The following is a 23,598-nucleotide window of genomic DNA, read 5'->3' on the forward strand; positions in this document are numbered from 1 at the left end:
GAAAAATATCGATATGGTTATATCGAGTTGAGCGCCTCGCAAAAAGCTGTTAATCAGTCATACTTGAGCGACATCGGATATCTAGCTGATAATCTGAACAAAACAGGAACAACAGGATCTAAAGTGGCTTCCATCCAGTTCAAAGAACGACTCCAGGCAGCAGAGACATGGATTCTTGCAAACCCGAATCCGCCGCAAACCTGGCCTTGGACCCTGTTATATAAGGCCGGGCGTTCCATTTATGCGCTCATACGTGATGTTGTCAGCGGCCAGTTAACTTTGCATGCCATGAGCCTGGTATACACCACGCTGTTGAGTATTGTGCCGCTGCTGGCTTTGAGTTTTTCAGTGCTGAAAGCGTTGGGTGTGCATCAGCGTATGGAACCTTTCCTGTTTCAGTTCTTCCAGCCCATGGGGCCTGAAGGCGTTGAGATGGCGGAGCGTATACTCGGCTTCGTCGACAACATGAAGGTGGGGGTTCTGGGTTCTGTGGGCCTGGCTCTGCTCGTATACACCGTGGTGTCGCTGGTGCAGAAAATAGAGCGATCGTTCAATATGATCTGGCGGGTGCCAGAAATGCGCTCGGTGGCTCAGCGTTTCAGTAACTACCTGAGCGTTATCATGGTCGGGCCACTTTTGATGGTGTCGGCTATTGGCGTAAGCGCGACGATTTTCTCTTCATCGTTTGTTCAAACCCTAATTGCCATTGAGCCGTTTGGCTCACTGATTCTTGTGCTTAGTCGCTTTACGCCGTTCTTTCTGGTGGTGGGTGCCTTCACTTTTGTATATGTGTTTATGCCCAATACCCGCGTAAAGCTGCGGTATGCGTTTATTGGTGGCCTGGTGGCCGGGGTTTCCTGGCAAGCTGGCGGAATGTTGTTTGCGTCGTTTGTCGCAGGTTCTGCCAAGTACGCGGCGATATACTCCAGCTTTGCGATCGGCATTATCATGCTGACCTGGATATATCTGAACTGGATGATTCTGCTTTTGGGCGCCAGCCTGGCGTTCTACTTGCAAAACCCGGGTTCGGTTGCCAAGCGCAGTCATGTTCAACTGTCTCCGGAGCTTCAGGAAAAGGTTGCCTTGGCGATGATGTGGCTGGTGGCTCGCCCGTTCAGTGAGGGCGGAAAAGCACCGCAGCAGGAGGTTCTGGAGCAATCCTTACGAGTACCGGGAGAGGTTACGCGAGGCGTAAGTGACAAGCTGATTCGTGCCGGCATGCTCACGCTTGCCGGACGCCAAGGTGATCAGTTGGTACCAGGGCGGGCGTTGGACCTTATTACGGTGGGGGATGTGCTGAAAGCCGTGCGCCATGACGAGGATCGCGTAGTTGATCGGCTGCCTCCGGTGTTTCCCCCTGAATTGCTCAAAGGCGAGCGGGAGAATGAATCCACCACGTTTGCTGCCTTGCTCAAAAATGGCATTGCCGCAGAGGTTAGCCCCGAGCGCCTTCGCTGAGCGCGGCTTTCAAGGCTGCCCGCACGCGGCCTGTCTGTTCAGAGTTAAGACTTATGATTTTCTCCAGGTCTTCTTCAGGCAGGTTGCGTTGGTGGGCGTGGCGCAATACTTCACGGCTGCCTAGCACCATACCATCCACCAGTGTTGCTCCGTCCCGAGCGGGCGCTGGGCGTTCTGCAGACAAAAGGTACGCGTGGTATTTGGGTGGAAGCCCCCACTCACTTGCAATCACCTGAGACGCTACCCACTGGTAGCGTGCGAGCGCTGTGCGAATCAACACCAAATCCGGTTCCCCGGCGCCAGGCTGAGCCTTACAGATATGCTGCAGCTCCCTGCGAAGGGTAATATAGGATAGTGCCGGTAGCAGACCAACGGTGAAGCATGTGCTTGCATCCTCCCCACGAAGTTTTGCTATAAACTCTGCTGCTCGAGCGCAAGTAAGGCCCCATTGCCAGGCACGCTGGGCAAACAGTGCTTCCCGGCTATTTCGGGCTGCCATCATGGGGCGCATAACGGCCGCTGAAATCACGTTCCGTATACCATCAATACCAAGGATGAACACAGCTTGGTCGACGGATTCAATGGTGTGATCGCCGGTGCGGAAATAAGGGCTGTTGGCAATCTGCAGTATTTGATCGGTGAGAGCGGGGTCACCCAGAATAATCTGACTCAGCTTCTGCCGGTCGCCGGACTCGTCCGAAAGCGCTCTCATAAGCATGGGGAGCGTCATGGGCTGCCGTGGCAGCTCTTTCATTTTTCTGTTCGAGAGGCGGTATTCGAGCTCTTGAAGAGCGCGTTCGGATAACGATTGTTCATCGCGCAGCTTGGAGGGGCCGGTATCGAGTAGCCAGCAGAAGAGGTTTTCTTCAAGTTGCATCGTCAGGCTTTGTGCGGTCTGGACTGATTCGGTGGGCTCAGCAGTTTTTGCAGGATTGAACAGCCGCGCCTCAGGAGCCGGAGGAGATGGCGGTTGTTCGGTTTTAAAAAATCCTGCTATCCAGGAAAAGAAACCTGGCATCCAATGCCTCCGATTGAATCAGTCGTGAAACTGTACGTGCCTGCAACTTGCAGTATAGGGGGCCATTGTTGCATTGCACAGGCCAAACCGTTGCTGCCAGTAAACTATTTAGATCACTGCTCCACCGAATACAAAAATGAGCTGGCAGACACCTGCCGAAAAACCAAGAAATGCGCCCACAAGAATCAGCTTGATTTCGTCTTCCTGGAAGCACGGGCGGAGCAAATCCTGAAACTCTTCCGATGACAGGGCAATCATTCGCTCCACCATAATGGCTTCGACCGCCCGGGCTCGGTCAGTTTGAAACATCGGGTTGTTAAAGGATGTTTTTGATATCTCGATGGCCTTTTCGCCCACCTGGTTTTTCAAGGTGGCAAAGCCGGTTGGGCCGAATGCCATTTGGGTTAGCGCTTTGCCCATACCCGCGGTTTCATCCACCAGTGGCTTGATGTGTTTCTTCACCATGTTGCGTGCGCGATCGCCCTTTGGGCCTTCCATGATGGCGCCTATGATGTTGCCAACCGTGAGGATTTCGTGGGTGATGATGTGGCAGAACGATTGAGCCACTTCGGGTTGGCGCTTGAGGAATAGACCTTGAATATTGAACGGGCCAATCTTTTTTGCATGGAGCGGCCGGAAGATAACGTTCAGTGCAATCCAGTTAGTTGCCCAGCCCACCAGCAAACCGAAAAATGGCAGTACCCACCAGCTTTGGTAGGCATACCACACAGCCATTTGAATAAGGCCGAACAGGAAGCCGAAATAGAAGCCGGAGTTCACAATAAAACGAAACTCTGCATCGCCGCACTCGAGGAAGATGCGGTTCAGAAGCTGCTTGTCGGCTGATAATTTTTCGATGGTCATGGTTTTGATATCGAGCAGATCTTCGATGTTGTTGGCAATATCGTCGACCAGGTTGTCCACGAGTTGCGGTGTTGACCTGCGTACCCTGTCGTAGACCATTTTTCGAGCAGAGGCGGGTAGGTTCTCCCAGAATGTCGGGTACTCCCGCAGCATCATTTCATCCACATATTCTTCGATGCGGGGCTCAACCGAGTGGACAATGTGAGCGGCGAGTACCTTTGGGTCAATCTGCTCGAAAATTTCCCGCACAGTGCCGATTTTGGAAATGGTGGCATCTACGGCGATGGCGGCCATTTTCTCGGCTTTTGATGGAATAATGCCCTGCCAGCCCAGCAGCGGAGGTTTGCCAATAAACTCCAGGGGGAAGAAGGTCATTTTGATGGCCAGCCAGTTAGTGATCCAGCCAATCAGGGCGGCAATAACGGGAATACTGAGGTATTGCCAGAATTCAGGGTTGTTTAACAGGCTTGTCATCCGGAGGGTGCACTCGCTTTTTTGTTTGTGTCTGCGGGTTGAAGCATGTTTGGAAGGTGCGCGGCTGTCAATGACCTAAAAGCCCGCCCGGGATGGCGGAATGATCTAGCCTGCCATGTCACCCCATAGCCACTGACACAAAGCCATGGCGGCAACGGGTGCTGTTTCTGTTCTAAGCACTCTCGGGCCGAGAGCCACAGGCAAAAATCCCTCTTTCTCCGCTTGGGCAATTTCATCGGCGGAGAGACCGCCCTCGGGCCCGATCATCAGGGCTACGCTGGCAGGCTTGGCCACAGAGCCCAGCGACTGTTTCGTGCGGTGATGCAGAACCAGCCGCAGGTCGCAGGTACGGCTGTGTTCCAGCCATTGCGCTACGGTCATAACTGGCAGGATTTCCGGGATGCGAGCACGACCGCATTGTTCTGCAGCGCTTATGGCCATCGCCTGCCATTGCCGCAAACGTTTGTCTTCCCGGTCGCCTTTCAGTTTTACCTCACAACGCTCAGTGGTGAGCGGCACGATTTGCGAAACCCCCATTTCCACCGCTTTCTGAATGGCATAATCCATGCGATCACCCTTGGATAACGTTTGTCCGAGGGTGATCTGCAAGGGAGATTCGGTATGGTTGGGCTCGGGTGCCGCTACAAGTACTTCAACACGCTTCTTCCCGGCTTCCGTGATGGTTGCCGGGTAATCCTGGCCATCCCCGTTGAAGAGCCTCAAAGCCTGCCCGGGCTGCATGCGCAGCACCCGGCCGACATGCTGGGCCGCATTCTCATCCAGATCTGCGTGAGAGGCTTCGCTCAAGAGCGAATCGGTATAAATTCTGGGGATGCGCATTCGTGTGTACCTTAATCAGCCCCTAACGGCGATATCGATGCCTTCGGTCGCAACCTGAGCCAGATGGCGTATCTGATCTTCAGTGATAACGTAAGGCGGCATGAAGTAAACCACATTACCCAGGGGACGAAGCAAGGCCTGACGCGTGAGAGAGTGCTGATAAACCCGAACACCCCGGCGCTCCTGCCAGGGGAAGGGGGTCTTCGACGCCCTGTCTTTCACCATTTCTATCGCCAGGGTCATTCCGTGCTGGCGGATATCCCCCACATTGGGGTGATCGGCAAGGTGAGCTACGGAATCAGCCATGCAGGTCGAGAGTCTGCGGTTGTTTTCAATAACGTTATCATCCCGGAAGATGTCGAGTGTGGCCAGTGCCACGGCACAGCCAATGGGGTTGCCGGTGTAGCTGTGGCTGTGCAGGAATGCTTTAAGGGTTTCATAATCATCGTAAAAAGCGTTGTAAACGGTGTCCGTTGTCAGCACAACCGAGAGGGGTAGGTAGCCGGCGGTAAGGCCTTTAGATAAACACATGAAGTCTGGCGTAATGCCGGATTGCTCGCACGCAAACAGGGTGCCGGTGCGGCCAAAGCCCACGGCAATTTCATCCGCAATCAAATGCACGCCATAGCGATCACAGGCTTCCCGCAACTTGGTGTGGTAAATCGGGTGGTGCATGCGCATGCCACCGGCGCACTGAATCAGCGGCTCCACCACAACTGCACAGATTTCATCGTGCTTTTCTTCCAGTAGCTTTTCCATGGCCTCAAACTGGCGCAGGGCATAGGCCTCGTCTGTTTCGCCTTCTTCCTTGTTGTAGGCATCGGGCGATGGCGCTGTCAGCACTTCCATCAGTAGTGGCTGGTAGGTGTCCTTGTACAAAGCTACATCCCCCAGCGCCAAAGCACCCAGGGTTTCACCGTGATAACTGTTGCTCAGGTTAACGAAGTTCTTTTTGCTGGGTTTGCCCTGGTTCTTCCAGTAGTGGAAGCTCATCTTGAGCGCGGCTTCGATGGCCGATGACCCGTTGTCAGCGTAGAAGCATTTGTTAAGGCCTTCAGGGGTCACCTCAATCAGCCGTTCGGAAAGGTTAACTACGGGTTCGTGGGTGAATCCGGCAAGAATAACGTGCTCCAATTCGCCAATCTGCTTCTGGATGGCTGCGTTAATTCTGGGGTTGGAGTGTCCGAACAGGTTAACCCACCAAGAGCTGACTGCATCGATAAACCGATTGTTTTCAAAGTCCTCCAGCCAAACACCTTCGCCCCGTTTGATAGGCACCAGCGGGATGGTTTCGTGATCTTTCATCTGGGTGCAGGGGTGCCATACAGATTTGAGGCCGCGGGCGATGAGATCGGCATTGCGCATAGAGAGTCTCCGGTAAGGCGATGGTTCTGAACAAGTAATGTGTTGGCTGTTAACCAGTGTGGATAATACAGTTAACGGCGACTACTGACTACCGTGCCAAAGGGTATCGATCGGTAGGCCAATGCGCGCACCAGGCTCTGGGAAGACAATTCCTGAAAAATAAAACAGAGGCGAGTTCAATATGGAAGTTCAACTGACCCATCCTTATCAGGCAGGCATTAAACACGTGCTTGGGGCATTCTTCAGCGAGGATCATATCCTTGAACGAAATGCCTTGTTGGGCTCCCGTAACGTGCGTGTTGCAGAGCTGGAAAAGGGCGATTCTACGGCGAAGTTGGTGATTGAGCGGGAAGTGACAACCTCTCAGGAAGTGCCGGGTTTTCTGTCGCACTTTCATCGTGAGTGGAATCAGGTGAGGCAAGAAGAGCACTGGTTTCGCAAAAGCGACAGCGAATGGCATTGCGAATTCCGTGTTCACGTTGAAGGTGTGCCGGCGAAAATCAAAGGCATGATGAGGCTGGAAGGCTCAGATGAAGCCTGCACCAATCACGTTACCCTGAGCGTGCGCTGTGATGTGCCGCTGGTGGGCAAAAAGATCGCAGCATTTCTGAGAGATGATTCACACGCCAAAATAGAGCGTGAGTACGAAACCATACAACAATTGCTATAATGCGCGATCACGGATGAAAACAACGCAAAGGATGCGGTATGAGCAAACCAGTAGTGCTTCTCGGAGACTTGGGCTCTGACCACCAGGGCTTCCCTCCCACACCGGTACTCGCCGGCTCCCCCGATGTATTGATAGATGGCAAGCCAGTAGCCCGTGTGGGCGATCCACTGGCACCACACTCCAAACCGAAACATCCCCCGCACCCCCGTGCTATTGCAGCTGGGTCTGGCACTGTGCTGATCAATGGCATGCCTGCCGCTGTAACCGGTGGGGCTATCACTTGTGGTGGCGTGACGATTGGGTCTGGGTCAGTAGTTGTTGGCAGCTAATACAGATTCGGGGTGTTTGTTGATTTTTCGGTAACGTACACAATAAAGCCCTCGTTTCTGGGGGTTATCAAACACGTCGTCTGGCTTTCCTTCCTCCACAATCTGGCCTTGGTGAATGTAGATCACACGGTCGGCCACTTCCCGAACGAAGCCCATTTCGTGGGTGACTATCACCCTCATTTTCTTTTCCCTCCTGATGAACGATTAGAAAATCGTCGGTAGCGGGTGCTCCTTCAGGCTCGCCGTCTTTATAAATAGTCTTCAGTCGCAGACGGATATTGTCGGAGGTGATCGCGCATAACACAGAGATCTGGTTCAGGAGCTGGAAAAATGTCGCATTATCGCCCTTATCCGTCGATTTTTGATAATTAGCCATGTCGGTTTGTGAGTGACACTGATGCACATGCCGATAACAGCTCGTATGGAACTTTATTCACATCGACTTTTCGGCAAAAGGCGAATTAAAGCAAAAACAATAGTCGAAAGCCGGAGTGATTCTATCCATGTTATCTACACGTTTCCTGCACCCTAAATCCATTGCTGTTTTTGGCGGTCGTGAAGCAAAAAAAGTGATTGAACAATGCGAAGCGGTTGGCTTCACCGGAGAGATTTGGCCGGTTCACCCTAAGCATGATGAAATTTCCGGCCGTAAAGTTTATCGATCAGTAGCCGAGTTACCCGGTAGCCCTGATGCGGCCTATATTGCGGTTAACCGCGATTTGAGTATCCAAATTGTAGCTGAACTGGCGGCTCGGGACGCAGGTGGAGCAGTGTGTTATGCCACGGGGTTCTCTGAAGCCGGTGAGGCTGGAAAAGCCCTTGAGCAGAGCCTGTTGCGAGCCGCCGGCAGCATGTCGTTGTTGGGCCCGAATTGCTACGGCTTTCTGAACTACATTCAGGGCGCCATGATGTGGCCGGACCAGCAGGGTGGCCGTCGGGTAGACCGCGGCGTTGCCTTTATCACCATGTCCAGCAATATCGCTTTTAACCTCACGATGCAGCGCCGCGGCTTGCCAGTGTCTTACTTGGTGTCACTGGGCAACCGGCTCAAGTTTGATCTTCACGATGCAATTACCACCTTTGCCCAGCAGGATGAAGTGTCGGCGATTGGATTATATGTCGAGGGAATATCCGACCCACGGGCCTTTCAGCAGGCCGCCGAGATTGCTCGCCAGTTTGGCAAGCCTATTGTTGCCCTGAAATCCGGCCATTCAGAAATTGCCAGTCAGGTGGTGATGTCTCATACCGCAGCCTTGAGTGGTTCCGATTCCTTAATCGATGTGTTGTTTGAACGCTCCGGGGTCGCTCGGGTGAGCTCGCTGGAAACTCTGGTTGAAACCTTGAAGTTGTTGCATGTGCACGGCCCCCTCAGCGGCGTTCGAGTCGGCGCGATGAGCACGTCTGGAGGCGATATGTCTATTTTGGCTGATGCCATAAGCAAGACATCGCTGACGCTACCGCCACTGTCAGACAGCGGAGCTATGGCTTTAAAGCGGGTTGTGCACGAGCGAATGGTGGTAGCTAACCCGTTGGATTACCAACTGTTTGATTGGGGTGATCGGGAAGGCTTGCGACGCACCTACGAGGCGTTTATGAACGAAGGCTTCGATCTGGCGATCAGCATGCTGGATCTGCCTCGAGAAGATCGCTGTGACGCTTCTGATTGGGAAAGTGCGGAGGCGGCCATCATCGAGGCAGCCAAAAGCCTGCGATATCCGGCCGCCGTAATGTCAACGCTTTCTGACAACCTGCCAGAAACGCTGTCGTTGCGGTTGCTTGATCACGGCATTGCGCCACTGAATGGCATTCAGGCGGCAATCCCCGCCGTTGAGGCGGCTGCCAGGATAGGCCAGCTCTGGGCCTGCAAGGAGCCCTCGCAGTTAATTCTGCCAGGTGCCTCCATTGAAATGGCGGGTGAGCATGTTATTGACGAAGCACGTGCCAAAGACGCGTTATCGACGTATGGCTTGAGCGTGCCGAGGTTCCGAGTGGTGGCGTCGGCGACCGAGGGTGTCATTGCGGCCGAAGAACTGGGTTATCCGGTGGCTGTCAAAGCTTTAGGTATCGCCCACAAAACTGATGTTGGTGGTGTCCGGTTAAACCTGGCTTGCCCTGTCGAAGTTACAGCAGCAGTGACACATATGTTGGCGATGGGTCGCAATGTTTTGATAGAGAGCATGGTTTCCGGCAGCGTCGCCGAACTGATTGTAGGGGTCAGTCGCGATGAACAGTTCGGCCTGCATCTGGTGGTGGGTGCTGGTGGCATTCTGGTGGAATTGCTCAAGGACAGTCAGCCCTTGCTGTTGCCAACCAACCGCACCGAGGTGGAGAAGGCGTTGCGCTCACTGCAGACCTCTAGCCTGCTGTTCGGTTTTCGCGGGCGGCCGGAGGCAGATCTGGAGGCTGTGATCGATGCGGTCATGGCGATTGCGGCCTACGCCGAACGCCACGCGGACTCACTGATTGAACTCGACGTTAACCCACTGATGGTGTTGCCGGAAGGGCAGGGAGTGGTCGCTGCGGACGCCCTGATCCGGTGTGTTCCCGGCCATCATCAAACCACTCAACCCGTGAATTTTTCTGACACTCAGGAGACTGTCCAATGAGTGAATTTCTGGAGCTGGAACGTCGTGGGGCTGTGCTTGAGATTACCCTTAGCCGCCCTAAAGCCAACACCATTGATATCCCCCTTAGCCTTGAGCTGGGACGCGTCTTTGCAGAATTTCGCGATGATCCGGAATTGCGGGTTGCCATCATGACCGGTGCGGGTGATCGCTTTTATTCTGCGGGCTGGGATCTGAATGCGGTCGCCGAGGGCGAGGAGTACATAGGCGATTTTGGTGAAGGTGGCTTTGCCGGTTTCCCCGAAATGAAAGACCTCAACAAGCCGGTGATTTGTGCGGTGAATGGTATGGCGGTCGGCGCCGGATTTGAAATGCTGATGCGGGCTGATTTTGTGGTGGCGGCTGAGCACGCCGAGTTTTTGCTGCCGGAAGTGCATATCGGCATTGCACCGGATATTGGCACCTTTATGTTGCCCAAACTACTGACCCGACAACGGGCGATGGAAGTGCTGATGACCGGGCGCCGGTTTTCGGCCCAGCGAATGGCGGCCTGGGGTTTGGTGAATCAGGTTGTGCCGGGATCGGAGTTGATGAGCGCAGCGCGGGCGCTGGCTGAGAGCTTGTTGAAAGCTGCCCCCTTGTCACTGGCAGCGATCAAAGAGGTGGTCAACAGTACCGAAACCAGCACTTTTGCGGAATGTTATGAGCGCTTGCGCACAGACACCTGGCCGGCGTTCAAAACCATGCTGGAAAGCGATGACTCGATGGAAGGAGCCAAAGCATTTGGCGAGGGCCGTGAGCCCCGCTGGGTTGGCGAATAAATATCGATTTCAAAATTCAGAACAAGAAAGGAATATACCGATGTCCGAATATCTGCACGCTGTGCGTAATGGCGAAATTTTCGAAATCACTCTGGATAAACCCAAAGGCAATGCTGTCAGCGCGGAGCTGAGTAGTGATATGGGCAAGTTATTCGCGGAGTTCCGTGATGACCCTTCGCTGCGGGTGGCCATTCTTACTGGTGCCGGGGAGAAGTTTTTCTGTGGTGGTTGGGACTTGAGTTCGGTCGCCGAAGGGGAAGAGTTCATCGGCGATTTTGGTGAAGGTGGTTTCGGCGGCTTTATTGAACTGCCGAACCTGAACAAGCCGGTTATTTGTGCGGTTAATGGTTACGCCATCGGTGCCGGATTCGAAATGCTGCTGCGTTCAGACTTTGTTGTGGCCGACGAATCCGCGCAGTTCTGGTTGCCGGAGGCGCAACTGGGGGTTGCTCCAGATGTGGCTACCTTCTTGCTGCCAAAATTGCTGCCGCGACAAAAGGCCTTTTCCATTCTGATGACTGCACAGCGTCTATCCGCGCAAGAGCTTATGGACCTTGGCTTGGTTAACACCGTTGTGCCCAAGGGCGAGGCCATGTCCGCCGCCCGTGAGTTGGCACATGAGCTGATCAAGGCTGCACCACTTTCTTTGGCGGCCATCAAGGAAGCGATCGAACTGACAGAAGGTCTGACCTTCGCTGAGAGTTATGCGGCCCTGCGGGCAAAAGAGTGGCCGGCATTTATGGCTATGCTCGACAGCAAAGATGCTCAAGAGGGCGCCAAAGCGTTTCTTGAAGGGCGAGCCCCTGAGTGGACTGGACAATAACAATATCTGATTGGGAGAAAACTATGGATTTCCAGTTGACCGAAGAGCAAAACATGCTGGTAAGCACAACAGCAGCTTTTGTCGAAAAAGAACTGTTGCCACATGAAGATGCCGTTGAAGCCAGCGGCGAGGTAAGCCCGGAGCTCGCTGCGACCATCACGCAGAAGGCACTGGAGGCCGGCCTGTATGCGTTTAATATGCCCGAATCAGTGGGAGGACTGGGTATTGATCACGTTTCCCAGGCTCTGATTGAGCGGGAGTTGGCAAAAGTCTCGTGGGCGCTGCAGGTGTTTGTCGCGCGCCCAAGCAATATCCTGATGGCATGCAGAGGGGAGCAGATAAACGATTATCTGATGCCGTGCGTTCGCGGCGAGAAAGCGGACTGTTTTGCTCTGACTGAGCCAGGTGCGGGTTCTGATGCATCGGGTATCACCACCCGTGCGCGCAAAGACGGCGACAGCTTCGTGATTAATGGCGGCAAACATTTTATAAGCCATGCGGGCGAAGCCGACTTTGCTATTGTGTTTGCGGTTACCGGTACTGATAACTCGTCGGGACGTCCCCGTAGTCAGGTTACCTCGTTTCTGGTGGATAAGGGCACCCCGGGTTTCACCGTCCGCCGTGGCCCCATCTGCGTCAGTAACCGTGGTTACCACCAGTATGAAATGTTTTTTGATGATTGCCGGGTACATGAGTCCAAAGTTCTGGGTGACGTGGGTAAAGGCTGGGATGTGGCGAATGCCTGGCTGACCGCGGGACGGGTCATGGTGGCTGCTCACTGCGTTGGCCAAGCTCAGCGTGCGCAGGCGCTTGCAACGCAATGGGCTGCCGACAGAAAACAATTTGGCAAAGCGATCGGTGCCAATCAGGGTATTTCGTTCAAGCTGGCAGACATGGTCACTGAGATTCGGGCGGCCGAGTTGATGACGTTGCATGCTGCCTGGAAGATGGATCAGGGCACGATGACCGATGGCGACGCCGGCATGGCAAAGCTCTATGCCAGTGAAATGCTGGGGCGTGTGACCGATGAGGCGGTACAAATCTACGGTGGTATGGGGCTAATGAATGAAACGACCGTAGAGCGGTTGTGGCGAAATGCCCGAATCGAGCGAATCTGGGAAGGTACGTCGGAAATTCAGCGTCACATCATTTCCAAGGAACTGTTGAGAGCTCAAGCGTAAAAACGATTATTGCCCAAAGAAAGCTTTAGATCTTCTAATAATAAATAGGTCGCATAGAGGCATTTAGTAATGAAATCAACAACAAACGTGGTTAAAAAACAGGAGGCCCAGATAGATCGACATATCTTCTGGCCTGCGTGCATCATTGTTACCGCCGTTATCATCGTGATGATCGTGTTCGAAAGTCAGACGCAAGCAGCGATCAAGGTTGCGTTTGAGTTTGTCACCAATCAACTGGGGTTCGCCTATATCTGGGCCGGAGCGTTTTTCTTTGGTGCGGTGTTATGGCTCTCACTGGGGCGCTACAACCAGGTTCGGCTCGGTGGACCGGATGCCAAGCCGGAATTCTCGAGGCTTAGCTGGATTGTGATGTTCTTTTGCTCCGGTATAGGCACGTCGCTGATATTCTGGTCGTCCATTGAGTGGACCTACTACTTTACTGCGCCACCGTTTGGTCTGGAGCCAAAAAGTGATACGGCGGCTGACTACGCTGCGATGTACGGCATGTTTCACTGGGGGCCGTTAGCTTGGGCGTTTTATTGTCTGACGGCTTTCCCTATAGGCTATGCGTTCTATAACCGTAAACAATCGCAGTTGCGCTTGAGTGCGGGTTGCGCGGGCCTCATTGGTGATAAAAATGCCAACGGTCTTGCGGGCAAGGTAATTGATATTGTGATGGTGTTTGGCTTGGTCGGAGGCATTGGTACCGTGTTGGCTTCAGGCACGCCAATGTTGGCTGAAGCCGTTAGTCGTTTGTTTGGTATCGAACACACCTTCAATGTTGACATTGGAGTTGTGCTGATTTGGGTTGTCATTTTTGTCACCTCAGTTGTGCTGGGATTAAAGCGCGGTATTCAGCGCCTAAGCCAGATCAATCTGTATGCTCTGAGTATCCTCTGCGTCATGATTTTCATTGGTGGTCCGACTTTCTTCATGCTGAACAGCTTTACCAACAGCGTGGGTTTGCTGGTCACTGAGTTCGCTCATATGGCGTTCTACACCGATCCCGTGGCCGAAAGCATGTTCCCGCAATGGTGGACCATTTTTTACTGGGCCTGGTGGGTCGCAATGGGGCCTTATATGGGCATTTTTATCGCTCGGATATCCCGTGGCCGTACCTTCCGTGATATCGGGCTGACGGTGCTGGGAGCCGGCAGTGCTGGGTGCATTTTATTCTTTGTCCTGTTTGGCAGCGTTTCCATGCATGCCGAACTGAGCGGTACCTTTCCGGTGATCGAGACCATCGCCAGCGACGGTCCTTCGGCTGCCATTTTAGGCACGTTGGAGCAGTTGCCATTCTACGACATTATTTTGGTGCTATTTATCATGGTGGGCTTTGTGTACTCCGGTACAACGGTTGATTCGTCCGCGTATGTATTGGCTTCGGTAACCTCGCGCAACCTTGGTGAGGGTATTGAGCCAAATGTTGCTAACCGGTTTTTCTGGGCAGTAGCGCTGGGGGCCGCAGGACTGGTGTTGATGAATGCTGGTGGACTGGAGCCGCTAAAAACCGCAAGCCTCGTTGTTGGCGTGCCCTTAATGGTGGTGATGTTTATGTCCTTCGTCTCGCTGTTGCGCTGGTTGCGCGTGGATTACCCGGAGTTGCAGTCATCACTGACTCAGGTGAGCAGGGGCGTAGTGGTTAAAGCATCACCAATCAGGGTCAGAGAACCTTTAGCAGGAGCGAAATAGCATGTTTAAAACGCGGATTACGGAACTGTTTGGAGTTGAGCATCCCGTCCTTCAGGGCGGGATGCAGCGAGTGTCAACGGCAGAGCTGGTTTCAGCAGTTGCCAATGCGGGCGCAATGGGGTTTCTTACCGCACTGACACAACCAACGCCCGAGGCCTTGGCGCAAGAGATTGTTCGTACTCAGGCAATGACCAACAAGCCGTTTGGCGTAAATCTCACAATTTTGCCCACGCTTACACCACCCCCCTATGCGGAGTACGCACAGGTCATCATTGATTCTGGCGTCAAATTTGTCGAAACCGCGGGGCGCAGCCCTGAGCCATTCATGGCGGCGTTCAAGGCTGCCGGCATCAAAGTGGTCCACAAATGCACCTCGGTACGCCATGCACTGAAGGCGCAAGAGGTTGGTTGCGATGCGGTGATCATTGACGGTTTTGAGGCCGCTGGGCATCCGGGCGAAGATGATATTCCATCACTGGTGTTAGTGCCGAGCACGGTGGATGCGCTGAGCATTCCTGTCGTTGCCTGCGGGGGCTTTAGTGATGCCCGTGGCTTGGTCGCAGCCCTGGCCATGGGTGCCGAGGGCATGAGCATGGGCACCCGCTTCTTATGCACGGTGGAGGCTCCGGTGCATCAGAACTTGAAAGACAAACTAGTGGCGAGTAGCGAGCGGGATACGCAGCTTATTTTCCGTAAATTCCGCAACACCGCGCGGGTGCATCGTAATGCTGTTGCAGAAGAAGTGGCACGCATTGAACAGCGGGAAGGCAGCGAGTTTTCGGATGTGGCTGAACTGGTGGCAGGCAAGCGCGGTGCGATAGTGCTGGAAACAGGCGATATGGAGCAGGGGATTTGGTGGGCAGGAATGTCTCAGGGCTTGGTCCATGATATTCCAACAGTCGACGAATTGGTCAAGCGTATTGTGTCGGAAGCGACCGAGATTGTTCGCGGACGCCTAGCCGGGCTAACAATTGCCTGATACGAAATGAGTTGAGTTGAGATGTTTTATGACTTTGGCCCCCTCGGGGGCTTTTTTTATGATTCGTCTGGGGACGTTGTACGTAGTTTATGCAGCTTACGATCGGCTGACGGTGTGCAGTTATAGGTGGAGCGGTAATTTCGTATGAGTGCAGCAGACGAGTTAAAGCCAGTGCGCACAGCAATTTGAGTAATGCTGAAATTCGTTTCCCGCAATAATCGCCGGGCTGCAGCCGCGCGCAGAAAAATATAGTAGCGGGCTGGTGTCGTTTCTAAAATGTTGCGGAATTCCCGTTCCAGTTGTCGCTGTGACGTACCCACATGCAGTGCTAGGTCCGAGATGGCCAGCGGCGTTTCAATATTGGCCTCCATAACTTTAACCGCTTTGGCCAGGCGTGGTGCTCGCATACTGAGCCGTGCGGAAGTAAATTCCCGTTGCTGGCTGCTTCCAGGGCGCTCGATATCAAAAATCAGGAACTCAGCAACCTCGATCGCCAGTTGCTCGCCGTGGTGCCGGCGAATCACTTCCAGTATCAGATCCATCGACGTGCTGGCGCCCCCGGTAGTGATTCTGTCTCGGTCAATAACGTAACGGTCGGCACACACTTTGATCTCAGGGAATGCTTCCTGGAACACTTCAAGCTCTGCCCAGTGAATGGTCGCCCGGTAGCCGCTTAACAGGCCTGCTCTGGCGAGCGCAAACGCCCCCGCATCCAAACCGGCGATTTGTTTGGCATAGGGCTTCAGTTTCTTGAGTTGGTGAACCAGCTCAGGCGTGATGTAAGATTTGTAGTTGTAGCTGGCGAGAACAAACAGAATGTCCAGCGGAGCCGTGTCCGGAATGTCGGAGATGCTTTTGTTAACTGGAAATGTCAGGCCGCTGGTGCTTGAAACACTGTGACCATTAAGAGAAAACAAGTGCCACTTGGCGACCGGTTGGTCAGATAAGTCATTGGCGGCCCGGAGCGGCTCTATGAGGTTAGAAAAGCATAGATTGCTGAATTCTGGTAATAAAAGGATGCCGTAGTTTTTGATCACGACGCTGTTATCCTGAGTTATGCTCTTGGTTTTAATATTAAATTAAGAAATAAAGCCCCTGTGAAGGGGCGATATCAAAACCTGACAGTGGTAACCCAGCAGTCTATCAGCGCACCAGAACCCGCGATAAAAACGCCTGAGTCCGCTCGTTCTGAGGGTTATCAAACACGTCGTCTGGCTTACCTTCCTCTACAATCTGGCCTTCGTGAATGTAGATCACGCGGTCGGCCACTTCCCGGGCGAAGCCCATTTCGTGGGTGACCACCATCATGGTCATGCCTTCTTTTGCCAGTTCCCGCATTACGTCGAGCACTTCACCGATCATTTCCGGGTCCAGCGCGGAAGTAGGCTCGTCGAACAGCATCAACCGCGGTTCCATGGCCAGGGCGCGAGCGATAGCAACTCGCTGCTGCTGGCCACCAGAGAGGTGGCTGGGGAATTTATCTGCCTGGCTGCCAATGCCCACCCGTTCCAGTAAACGCTCGGCTGTTGCGTTGGCAACCACCTGCGGTGTGTCTTTCACTTTCTGGGGTGCCAGCATGATGTTCTTCTTCACCGTTAGGTGAGGAAACAGGTTGAACTGCTGGAATACCATGCCCACTTCTTTGCGAATTTCCGCAAGGACCGTCTGATTGCCGCCTTTCGGGGCCAGGGCCTGGCCATCTACTTCCAGATGGCCGGATTCAAACTCTTCCAGACCATTAACACAGCGGATCAATGTGGATTTACCAGAGCCACTGGCGCCTATGATTACCACCACTTCGCCCTGTTCTACGGTTAAATCGATTTCTTTAAGGACATGCAGTTTGCCGAAGTACTTGTTCATGCCCTTCATTTGTACAATGTGATTCATGGGTCAAGTTCCTTCAGACAGAGGCCAGTCCGCGCCGTTCAACCAGGCGGAGAATCAGGGACAGCGAGAGGGTGATGGCCAGATACATAATCGCGACCACGAAATACACCTCAAAGGCGGTGAAGGTACTGGCAATGTAAACCTGGCCCTGACGAACGAGTTCGCCCACGCCAATAACCGAGAACAAAGAGGTGTCCTTGATGCTTACAATGGCCTGATTACCAAGCGGCGGAATCATGCGCCGGAAGGCTTGTGGCCAGATGATCGACCAGAATGTCTGAGTGCGGGACAAGCCCAGAGAGAGCCCGGCTTCTGCCTGGCCTTTATCGATGGACTGAACGCCACCGCGTACCACTTCAGAAATGTAAGCGCCCGAGTTCAGCGCAATCGCGGCGATACCCGCGGTAAGAGGGTCGATAGGGCCTCCGATCAGATCTGGCAGGCCGTAAAAAATAAACAGAACCTGAACAAGAATCGGGGTGCCTCGGAAGATTTCGATATAGGCCGTTGCAGGCCATTTCAGAAACCATTTTTTATTGATGCTCAGCAAGCCAAAAAGAATACCCAGGGCAAAGCCGATCATCAGGCCGCCAAAGGAAATCATCAGGGTGTAGGGAATCCCCTTGATAAGGAAGGGAATCGAGTTGATGGCTGCTTGCCAGTCGAATTGGAACTGGGAATCCACAGTGTGCGTCTCCGCAGGGGTTGGGGGCAGAAGTCGCCGGAGCAATTAGCCCCGGCGCTACAAATCAAAGGGCCTGGCGGCCCTTTAGCCTTTACTTGCCTTCCGGCATGGGGCCAAACCACTTTTCGTAAATGGTTTTGTAGGTTCCATCTTCTTTCATTGAAGCGAGGGCCTCGTTGACCTCGTCAACCCACTCACTGCCGTCTTTCAGCGCGATGCCATACTGCTGGCCTTCGTAAAGCTCGCCGACGGTTTTCACCTTGCCTTTGCCCTTGGTGCTGGCGAAGTAGCCAACGTTCGGGGCGTCGTAGAATACAGCGTCTACCGCACCAGACATCAATGCCATGTACATGTCTGAGCTACCTGGATAGGGCGTAACACCGCTATTTTTATCCAGGTTCTTTTTCAGGAAATCGTAACTGGTGCTGCCAATTTTGGAGCCGATTTTCAGGCCTTCAAGATCGGAGATCTCTGTGACTTTATCGTTGTTCTGACGAACCAGAATTCTCAGGCCGGAGTCGTAGTACGGGTCGGAGAAATCAACGATTTTTTCACGCTCGTCGGTGATGGTAATGCCGGCAATGGCGATATCCACGTTGCCTGTTTGCAGGGCCGGAATAATGCCGTTGAAGTCCATGGTGTTGAGCTTGTAGTCAAAGCCGGCACGCTTGGATACCTCGGCGATGATTTCCATGTCGAAGCCGATCATTTCACCGGTTTCTTGATCCAGCATCTCAAACGGAACAAAACTGGGGTCGGTAGCCACTCGCAGGGTTTCAGCGCTTACGGTGCTAGCTGCGATGGTAAGGGCCAGACCTGTACCCAGAGTTTTCAGCCATTTCGTGCTCATGCTTTCTCCTTTCGTTCTTATTGAGGCTCCGTTTGCCCGATAAGGCAGGCCGGGTGGTTCACTGTTGATGACCGTGACCCTAGGGGAGCATTAGTGGAACTGCATCACGTACACTTTAGACTATGACTCAGGTGAACGCCGGAAATCAAATGCTTGGAGGGGGAAATCCCTCTCCGCTTGCGGGAGAGGGATGGGGGGAGGAGCAGAGGAGAAAGCCTCAGAAAGAGATTCTTTCCCGCTCACTGATACCCAGGTTTTTCCAGATGCTGATGCTCGGCTCAGCCTGGTTCAGGGTGTAGAAGTGCAACCCTGGAGCGCCGGCTTTCAGCAGCTTTTCGCACATATCTGTGATCACTTCCTCACCGAACTTGCGGATGCTGGCAGTGTCGTCGCCGTAGGCTTCAAGCTGCTTGCGAATCCAGCGTGGTATCTCTGCTCCGCACATGTCAGAGAAGCGCACCAGGCTTGAGAAGTTCACGATAGGCATAATGCCGGGTACCACTGGAATGGTAACCCCGAGCTTTTCCAGCCGATCAATGAAATAGAAGTAGCTCTCCGGATTGAAGAAGTACTGAGTAATGGCGCTGTTGGCACCAGCCTCCACCTTGCGGGCGAAGTTTTTCAGATCTTCTTCAGCGTTCCGTGCCTGCGGATGAAACTCCGGGTAGGCCGCTACTTCCAGGTTGAAGTGATCGCCGCTGTGCTCGCGGATAAACTCAACCAGTTCGTTGGCATAGCGCATCTCGCCAGATGCGCCCATACCGGAAGGCATGTCACCGCGAAGGGCAACAATCCGGTTGATACCGTTCTCTTTATACACATCCAGCAGTTCCGCGATTTCTGCCCGCGTACCACCTACGCAAGAGAGATGTGGCGCTGTGGAAATGCCCTGCTTGTGCAGGTCAACCACGGTTTCAATAGTGCGGTCCCGAGTGGAACCGCCCGCACCGAAGGTAACCGAGAAAAAATCCGGATTCACCTCGGCCAACTGATCGCGAACAACCTGAAGCTTTTCCTTGCCCAAGTCGGTCTTGGGTGGGAAGAACTCAAAGCTGAAGCGGCGTTTAAATTGCTTCTGGGATTGCATCTTGTTACCCGATTAGTACTTGTAGCTTTCTGGCTTGTACGGGCCTTCGACCGGTACACCAATGTATTGCGCCTGTTCCGGGGTCATCTTGGTGATTACGCCACCAAAACCTTCAACCATGGCGAGGGCCACTTCTTCGTCGAGCTTCTTCGGCAGAACCTGAACATAGATGCCTTTCTCGCGGGCTTCTTCCGGCAGATCTGCGAACTTACGCTCGAACAGGTACATCTGCGCCAGAACCTGGTTGGCAAAAGAGCCATCCATGATGCGTGAAGGGTGGCCCGTCGCGTTGCCCAGGTTTACCAGGCGGCCTTCGGAAAGCAGGATCAGGTGGTCGTTAACAGCTTTGTCACGGTAGATCACGTGAACCTGAGGCTTAACTTCGTCCCATTCCCAGTTCTTACGCATGAATGCAGTATCGATTTCGTTATCGAAGTGACCGATGTTGCACACAACCGCACCGGATTTAAGGGCCTTGAGCATGTGCGCGTCGCACACGTTCATGTTGCCGGTGGTGGTGACCAGAATGTCGGTGTTTTGCAGCAGGGCTCTGTCGATGCCTGCTTCGGTGCCGGTGTTTACGCCATTGATGTACGGGGAAACAACCTCGTAGCCGTCCATACAGGCTTGCATGGCACAGATAGGATCAGCTTCAGTTACCTTAACGATCATGCCTTCCTGGCGCAGTGAAGCGGCGGAGCCTTTGCCCACGTCGCCGTAACCGATTACCAGGGCTTTTTTGCCGGCCATCAGGTGGTCAGTGCCGCGCTTGATGGCGTCGTTAAGGCTGTGACGGCAACCGTACTTGTTGTCGTTCTTGGACTTGGTAACAGCATCGTTCACGTTAATAGCCGGAACTTTCAGAGTGCCTTCGCGCAGCATTTCCTGCAGACGGTGTACACCCGTGGTGGTCTCTTCGGTCACACCGTGGCAGTTGGCCAGGATTTCCGGGTACTTGTCATGGAGCAGGGCAGTCAGGTCGCCGCCATCGTCCAGGATCATGTTGGGTTCCCAGCCTTCTACGTCTGCACCAATCGTGCGCTCGAGGCACCATTCGTATTCTTCGTCGGTTTCGCCTTTCCAAGCAAAAACAGGGATGTTCTGGGCAGCGATGGCCGCAGCAGCCTGATCCTGTGTGGAGAAGATGTTGCACGATGACCAGCGCACGCCAGCGCCCAATTCGATCAGGGTTTCGATCAGTACGGCTGTCTGGATGGTCATGTGGATGCAGCCCATGATGTTGGCACCTTTCAGCGGCTGCTCGGCTTTGTACTTCTCGCGCAGAGCCATCAGGGCGGGCATTTCGCCTTCGGCAATTTTGATTTCTTTGCGGCCCCAATCGGCCAGGTTGATATCGCGGACTTTATAGTCGTTGAAGTTACTCATTGGTGTTCTCCAGTCAGTTCCGTTTAGGCGTATGAAGCCATTCATACGCCTGAAAATTGTTTAGATACCTGCAGCGTCTTTAAGCGCGGCTGCACGGTCAGTCTTTTCCCACGGGAAGGTGGTGAAGGTCTTGCCGGCAACGGTTACTTCTTCTGGCTCGCGACCGAAGTGGCCGTAGGCTGCAGTGGCCCGGTACATGGGGTGCAGCAGGTCGAGCATGTTGGTGATGGCATAAGGTCGCAGGTCGAAGTGCTGGCGTACCAGTTCGATGATCTTGTCGTCGCCAATAGTGCCGGTGCCGAAGGTGTTTACGGAGATAGACGTTGGCTGTGCCACGCCGATGGCGTAGGACACCTGAATCTCACACTTGTCGGCAAGGCCAGCGGCGACGATGTTTTTAGCAACGTAGCGGCCGGCGTAAGCGGCAGAGCGGTCAACCTTCGAGGGGTCTTTGCCGGAGAAAGCGCCGCCACCGTGGCGAGCCATGCCGCCGTAGGTGTCTACGATGATCTTACGGCCGGTCAGGCCGCAGTCGCCAACGGGGCCACCGATAACGAACTTGCCAGTCGGGTTGATGTGGAACTGGGTGCCTTTGTGCAGCAATTCTGCAGGCAGCACGTTCTTGACGATCAACTCCATTACGGCTTCTTTCAGATCCGCCTGGCTAACGTCCGGGTCGTGCTGGGTTGAGAGAACAACCGCATCAATACCCACAACCTTGCCGTTTTCGTAGCGGCAGGTTACCTGGCTCTTTGCATCCGGGCGCAGCCAGGGCAGCACGCCGTTTTTGCGAGCTTCGGCCTGGCGTTCTACCAAACGGTGGGCAAAGGTGATCGGTGCAGGCATCAGCACTTCGGTTTCATTGCTGGCGTAGCCGAACATCAGGCCCTGGTCGCCCGCGCCCTGATCTTCAGGCTTCTGGCGGTCAACGCCCTGTGCGATATCAACAGACTGCTTGCCGATGATATTGATAATGCCGCAGGTGTCGGCGTCGAAGCCTACATCTGAGGAGGTGTAGCCGATGTCTTTGATTACGCCGCGAACCAGGTCTTCCAGATCAACCCAAGCGCTGGTGGTGATTTCACCGCCTACGATAGCAACACCGGTTTTTACCATCGTCTCGCAAGCAACGCGGGCGTGAGGGTCTTCTATGAGAATAGAATCCAGAACCGCATCGGAGATTTGGTCGGCCAGTTTGTCCGGGTGGCCTTCGGAGACCGATTCGGAGGTGAAGATGTTGTAATCAGACATAGCGTTGCTCCTTTGTGAGCGTTTCGAAATCTTGCCGGAGGCTGGGTGCTGCTGCAGGCGCCGGCTGAGTTATTTGTTTTGGTTCGAGGCGTGTAAGTACTACTACGTACGCCAATATCAAAGTTTTTTGATATTCCACGCCAGAGGGCGGAATGTCAGGGTTTGATGCGTATTCGGTTATCGCAGCGGTAACTGGGTTTTCCAGAACTCCCTTACCTGAATCTGGAAGCCGTTTCGCAAGCCGATAAACAGCTGCTCGCCGGCCTTCAAGCCCGCCGCAGTTGCCCATGCGGTAAGCTCTTCCGGTTCGAATCCAAGCCACAGATCACCGCAGTTTTCTTTCGCCCAAATCTGGTCGTGCCGGCACAGATCGCTGATCATCAGGCAGCCGCCGTTATTCATCAGGGCTGCCGCATCCAGAAAAATGTCTGCCGGGCTAGGCACGTGGTGCAGCACCATATTGGCCACTACAAGATCAAACGCATCCCCTCGGGCTAACAATGTGTCGGTAACACCCTCAATCAAATCAACATTATTCAAATGCTCGTCAATGCAGGTGCGTGTTGCCTTCGCGAGCATGTCCCGGCTGTTATCCAGGGCCGCAACGTGGTCGCACAGCTCCGATAGCACCGGCAAAAAACCACCTTCGCCGGGGCCGATTTCCAAGGCTGATTGCCAGTGCTTTTTCTTCGTTCGTTTGCGGATCATATCCGCGACAGGCCCGGCGTACAGGTCGAATGCGGCAATCAGCTCCTGCTGCTCCCGGAACTGCTCCGAATGCCGCGAAAAGAACGCCTGGGACTGGTCCGCACGCTGATCACGAATGGATTCAATCTTCTCCTGCAGGTGCGCGGGTAAAGGCGCGCGGTCCACTGCTTCAAAAATCTGACGAATGGTCAGGTCTGTTGGCTTGTCGTTGTCCAGGTGCAGCGGGCGACGGTAAAAAATCGCGTTGCCTTCACGCTGAGGCTCTACAAGCCCGGCCTTATGCATCACTTTCAGGTGATGGCTCATGCCGGATTGGCGCATATCGAACAACTGGCTCAGTTCCAGCACGCCAAATGTATCCCGGCGCAGCACCCGCAGTACTTCCAGGCGCAATGGGTCGCCACTTGCCTTGAAGATCGGGGCAAGGACGTCCACGGAGGATATTTGGTGAGAGTGCGTGCTTAAGCTTGTCATGGTTGCGGAGTGTAAGGGGGTTGGGGCGCTCAATCAATAGGCATATCAAAGTTTTTTGATATAGATTTATCATTCTTTGAAATCAGTCTCTTTCGGTAATTCCCAACAGAATAACCCGAGATAAGAGGTACACCGATTTGCCCCGGCACACCCTAATCGGCGAAAATACGCGCCTTATTTTTAAGCAGC

At 53.9% G+C, this 23,598-nt stretch carries 21 protein-coding genes and 1 pseudogene; 9 read left to right on the forward strand and 13 right to left on the reverse strand.

Going from position 1 to position 23,598, the window contains the following annotated elements; genetic code table 11:
- The first annotated feature begins 123 nt into the window (after nucleotides 1-123).
- On the forward strand, nucleotides 124-1,458 hold the full coding sequence (locus AADB16_RS06050; RefSeq protein ID WP_410802015.1) for a YihY/virulence factor BrkB family protein: 1,335 nt from the start codon (nucleotides 124-126) through the stop codon (nucleotides 1,456-1,458).
- Here the strand turns inward: AADB16_RS06050 and AADB16_RS06055 are convergent.
- The 4 genes from AADB16_RS06055 to AADB16_RS06070 form a co-directional block, all read right to left on the reverse strand.
- Nucleotides 1,436-2,476: an HDOD domain-containing protein gene (locus tag AADB16_RS06055; protein WP_410802017.1), complete on the reverse strand. Its 1,041-nt coding sequence runs from the start codon at nucleotides 2,474-2,476 to the stop codon at nucleotides 1,436-1,438. The genes AADB16_RS06050 and AADB16_RS06055 overlap by 23 nt on opposite strands.
- A gap of 108 nt (nucleotides 2,477-2,584) precedes the next feature.
- Nucleotides 2,585-3,814, reverse strand: a complete 1,230-nt coding sequence (locus AADB16_RS06060) for a DUF445 domain-containing protein (RefSeq protein WP_298448948.1) — start codon at nucleotides 3,812-3,814, stop codon at nucleotides 2,585-2,587.
- 105 nt (nucleotides 3,815-3,919) lie between these two features.
- The gene (locus AADB16_RS06065; protein ID WP_410802018.1) at nucleotides 3,920-4,654 is read right to left on the reverse strand and encodes a 16S rRNA (uracil(1498)-N(3))-methyltransferase; all 735 of its coding nucleotides are present in this window, start codon (nucleotides 4,652-4,654) and stop codon (nucleotides 3,920-3,922) included.
- Nucleotides 4,655-4,669: 15 nt separating this feature from the next.
- Nucleotides 4,670-6,019: an adenosylmethionine--8-amino-7-oxononanoate transaminase gene (locus tag AADB16_RS06070; protein ID WP_410802019.1), complete on the reverse strand. Its 1,350-nt coding sequence runs from the start codon at nucleotides 6,017-6,019 to the stop codon at nucleotides 4,670-4,672.
- 181 nt (nucleotides 6,020-6,200) lie between these two features.
- On the opposite strand from AADB16_RS06070, the gene AADB16_RS06075 reads away from it, so the two are divergent.
- Both AADB16_RS06075 and AADB16_RS06080 read left to right on the forward strand, forming a co-directional pair.
- Nucleotides 6,201-6,689 (forward strand): DUF2505 domain-containing protein, encoded by a 489-nt coding sequence (locus AADB16_RS06075; RefSeq protein WP_410802021.1) that lies wholly within the window; start codon nucleotides 6,201-6,203, stop codon nucleotides 6,687-6,689.
- A 38-nt stretch (nucleotides 6,690-6,727) separates the two neighbouring features.
- Nucleotides 6,728-7,018, forward strand: coding sequence for a type VI secretion system PAAR protein (locus AADB16_RS06080; RefSeq protein WP_410802023.1), 291 nt, complete (start codon nucleotides 6,728-6,730; stop codon nucleotides 7,016-7,018).
- Here the strand turns inward: AADB16_RS06080 and AADB16_RS06085 are convergent.
- Nucleotides 6,998-7,189: pseudogene (locus AADB16_RS06085) on the reverse strand (hypothetical protein); the annotation flags it as partial. The gene AADB16_RS06080 and the pseudogene AADB16_RS06085 overlap by 21 nt on opposite strands.
- Before the next feature lie 332 nt (nucleotides 7,190-7,521).
- Here AADB16_RS06085 and AADB16_RS06090 point away from each other — a divergent pair.
- From AADB16_RS06090 to AADB16_RS06115, 6 genes are all read left to right on the forward strand, one after another.
- Nucleotides 7,522-9,624 carry an acetate--CoA ligase family protein gene (locus tag AADB16_RS06090; protein WP_410802025.1) on the forward strand — a complete coding sequence of 701 codons (2,103 nt, stop codon included), beginning with the start codon at nucleotides 7,522-7,524 and terminating at the stop codon, nucleotides 9,622-9,624.
- Nucleotides 9,621-10,403 carry an enoyl-CoA hydratase-related protein gene (locus AADB16_RS06095; protein ID WP_309043640.1) on the forward strand — a complete coding sequence of 261 codons (783 nt, stop codon included), beginning with the start codon at nucleotides 9,621-9,623 and terminating at the stop codon, nucleotides 10,401-10,403. Before AADB16_RS06090 ends, AADB16_RS06095 begins: the two co-directional genes overlap by 4 nt.
- 40 nt (nucleotides 10,404-10,443) lie before the next feature.
- Nucleotides 10,444-11,226 (forward strand): enoyl-CoA hydratase-related protein, encoded by a 783-nt coding sequence (locus AADB16_RS06100; RefSeq protein WP_410802027.1) that lies wholly within the window; start codon nucleotides 10,444-10,446, stop codon nucleotides 11,224-11,226.
- A gap of 23 nt (nucleotides 11,227-11,249) precedes the next feature.
- Nucleotides 11,250-12,407 carry an acyl-CoA dehydrogenase family protein gene (locus tag AADB16_RS06105; RefSeq protein ID WP_410802029.1) on the forward strand — a complete coding sequence of 386 codons (1,158 nt, stop codon included), beginning with the start codon at nucleotides 11,250-11,252 and terminating at the stop codon, nucleotides 12,405-12,407.
- A gap of 69 nt (nucleotides 12,408-12,476) precedes the next feature.
- Nucleotides 12,477-14,099, forward strand: coding sequence for a BCCT family transporter (locus tag AADB16_RS06110; RefSeq protein WP_309043637.1), 1,623 nt, complete (start codon nucleotides 12,477-12,479; stop codon nucleotides 14,097-14,099).
- 1 nt (nucleotide 14,100) lies between these two features.
- Nucleotides 14,101-15,078: an NAD(P)H-dependent flavin oxidoreductase gene (locus tag AADB16_RS06115; RefSeq protein ID WP_410802030.1), complete on the forward strand. Its 978-nt coding sequence runs from the start codon at nucleotides 14,101-14,103 to the stop codon at nucleotides 15,076-15,078.
- Between the two features lie 56 nt (nucleotides 15,079-15,134).
- Here AADB16_RS06115 and AADB16_RS06120 read toward each other — a convergent pair whose 3' ends face one another.
- The 8 genes from AADB16_RS06120 to AADB16_RS06155 all read right to left on the reverse strand — a co-directional run bounded on the left by AADB16_RS06120 (nucleotide 15,135) and on the right by AADB16_RS06155 (nucleotide 23,409).
- Complete coding sequence (locus AADB16_RS06120) at nucleotides 15,135-16,115, reverse strand: GlxA family transcriptional regulator (protein ID WP_309043635.1); 981 nt, start codon at nucleotides 16,113-16,115, stop codon at nucleotides 15,135-15,137.
- A gap of 106 nt (nucleotides 16,116-16,221) precedes the next feature.
- On the reverse strand, nucleotides 16,222-16,968 hold the full coding sequence (locus AADB16_RS06125) for an amino acid ABC transporter ATP-binding protein (protein WP_410802031.1): 747 nt from the start codon (nucleotides 16,966-16,968) through the stop codon (nucleotides 16,222-16,224).
- Between the two features lie 13 nt (nucleotides 16,969-16,981).
- Nucleotides 16,982-17,653, reverse strand: coding sequence for an amino acid ABC transporter permease (locus tag AADB16_RS06130; RefSeq protein ID WP_309043633.1), 672 nt, complete (start codon nucleotides 17,651-17,653; stop codon nucleotides 16,982-16,984).
- 91 nt (nucleotides 17,654-17,744) lie between these two features.
- A complete protein-coding gene (locus AADB16_RS06135; RefSeq protein WP_309043632.1) occupies nucleotides 17,745-18,503 on the reverse strand; it encodes a transporter substrate-binding domain-containing protein in 759 nt (252 codons plus the stop codon).
- A 217-nt stretch (nucleotides 18,504-18,720) separates the two neighbouring features.
- Nucleotides 18,721-19,590, reverse strand: a complete 870-nt coding sequence (gene metF / locus AADB16_RS06140; RefSeq protein WP_298448915.1) for a methylenetetrahydrofolate reductase [NAD(P)H] — start codon at nucleotides 19,588-19,590, stop codon at nucleotides 18,721-18,723.
- A gap of 12 nt (nucleotides 19,591-19,602) precedes the next feature.
- On the reverse strand, nucleotides 19,603-20,976 hold the full coding sequence (ahcY, locus tag AADB16_RS06145; protein ID WP_410802033.1) for an adenosylhomocysteinase: 1,374 nt from the start codon (nucleotides 20,974-20,976) through the stop codon (nucleotides 19,603-19,605).
- 60 nt (nucleotides 20,977-21,036) lie between these two features.
- Nucleotides 21,037-22,227 carry a methionine adenosyltransferase gene (metK, locus tag AADB16_RS06150; RefSeq protein WP_309043630.1) on the reverse strand — a complete coding sequence of 397 codons (1,191 nt, stop codon included), beginning with the start codon at nucleotides 22,225-22,227 and terminating at the stop codon, nucleotides 21,037-21,039.
- Nucleotides 22,228-22,404: 177 nt separating this feature from the next.
- Nucleotides 22,405-23,409, reverse strand: coding sequence for an ArsR/SmtB family transcription factor (locus tag AADB16_RS06155; RefSeq protein WP_410802035.1), 1,005 nt, complete (start codon nucleotides 23,407-23,409; stop codon nucleotides 22,405-22,407).
- Nucleotides 23,410-23,598 lie beyond the last annotated feature (189 nt).

Origin of the sequence: Marinobacter sp. KMM 10035 (assembly GCF_046537445.1) — a bacterium.
In the GTDB taxonomy this organism is placed as follows: domain Bacteria; phylum Pseudomonadota; class Gammaproteobacteria; order Pseudomonadales; family Oleiphilaceae; genus Marinobacter; species Marinobacter sediminicola.

Bases quoted from the DNA above. Each gene is read 5' to 3' on its own strand.
- AADB16_RS06055 (WP_410802017.1), bottom strand. From the start codon at position 2,476: ATGCCAGGTTTCTTTTCCTGGATAGCAGGATTTTTTAAAACCGAACAA.
- AADB16_RS06060 (WP_298448948.1), bottom strand. From the start codon at position 3,814: ATGACAAGCCTGTTAAACAACCCTGAATTCTGGCAATACCTCAGTATT.
- AADB16_RS06065 (WP_410802018.1), bottom strand. From the start codon at position 4,654: ATGCGCATCCCCAGAATTTATACCGATTCGCTCTTGAGCGAAGCCTCT.
- AADB16_RS06070 (WP_410802019.1), bottom strand. From the start codon at position 6,019: ATGCGCAATGCCGATCTCATCGCCCGCGGCCTCAAATCTGTATGGCAC.
- AADB16_RS06075 (WP_410802021.1), top strand. From the start codon at position 6,201: ATGGAAGTTCAACTGACCCATCCTTATCAGGCAGGCATTAAACACGTG.
- AADB16_RS06080 (WP_410802023.1), top strand. From the start codon at position 6,728: ATGAGCAAACCAGTAGTGCTTCTCGGAGACTTGGGCTCTGACCACCAG.
- AADB16_RS06090 (WP_410802025.1), top strand. From the start codon at position 7,522: ATGTTATCTACACGTTTCCTGCACCCTAAATCCATTGCTGTTTTTGGC.
- AADB16_RS06095 (WP_309043640.1), top strand. From the start codon at position 9,621: ATGAGTGAATTTCTGGAGCTGGAACGTCGTGGGGCTGTGCTTGAGATT.
- AADB16_RS06100 (WP_410802027.1), top strand. From the start codon at position 10,444: ATGTCCGAATATCTGCACGCTGTGCGTAATGGCGAAATTTTCGAAATC.
- AADB16_RS06105 (WP_410802029.1), top strand. From the start codon at position 11,250: ATGGATTTCCAGTTGACCGAAGAGCAAAACATGCTGGTAAGCACAACA.
- AADB16_RS06110 (WP_309043637.1), top strand. From the start codon at position 12,477: ATGAAATCAACAACAAACGTGGTTAAAAAACAGGAGGCCCAGATAGAT.
- AADB16_RS06115 (WP_410802030.1), top strand. From the start codon at position 14,101: ATGTTTAAAACGCGGATTACGGAACTGTTTGGAGTTGAGCATCCCGTC.
- AADB16_RS06125 (WP_410802031.1), bottom strand. From the start codon at position 16,968: ATGAATCACATTGTACAAATGAAGGGCATGAACAAGTACTTCGGCAAA.
- AADB16_RS06135 (WP_309043632.1), bottom strand. From the start codon at position 18,503: ATGAGCACGAAATGGCTGAAAACTCTGGGTACAGGTCTGGCCCTTACC.
- metF (WP_298448915.1), bottom strand. From the start codon at position 19,590: ATGCAATCCCAGAAGCAATTTAAACGCCGCTTCAGCTTTGAGTTCTTC.
- ahcY (WP_410802033.1), bottom strand. From the start codon at position 20,976: ATGAGTAACTTCAACGACTATAAAGTCCGCGATATCAACCTGGCCGAT.
- metK (WP_309043630.1), bottom strand. From the start codon at position 22,227: ATGTCTGATTACAACATCTTCACCTCCGAATCGGTCTCCGAAGGCCAC.
- AADB16_RS06155 (WP_410802035.1), bottom strand. From the start codon at position 23,409: ATGACAAGCTTAAGCACGCACTCTCACCAAATATCCTCCGTGGACGTC.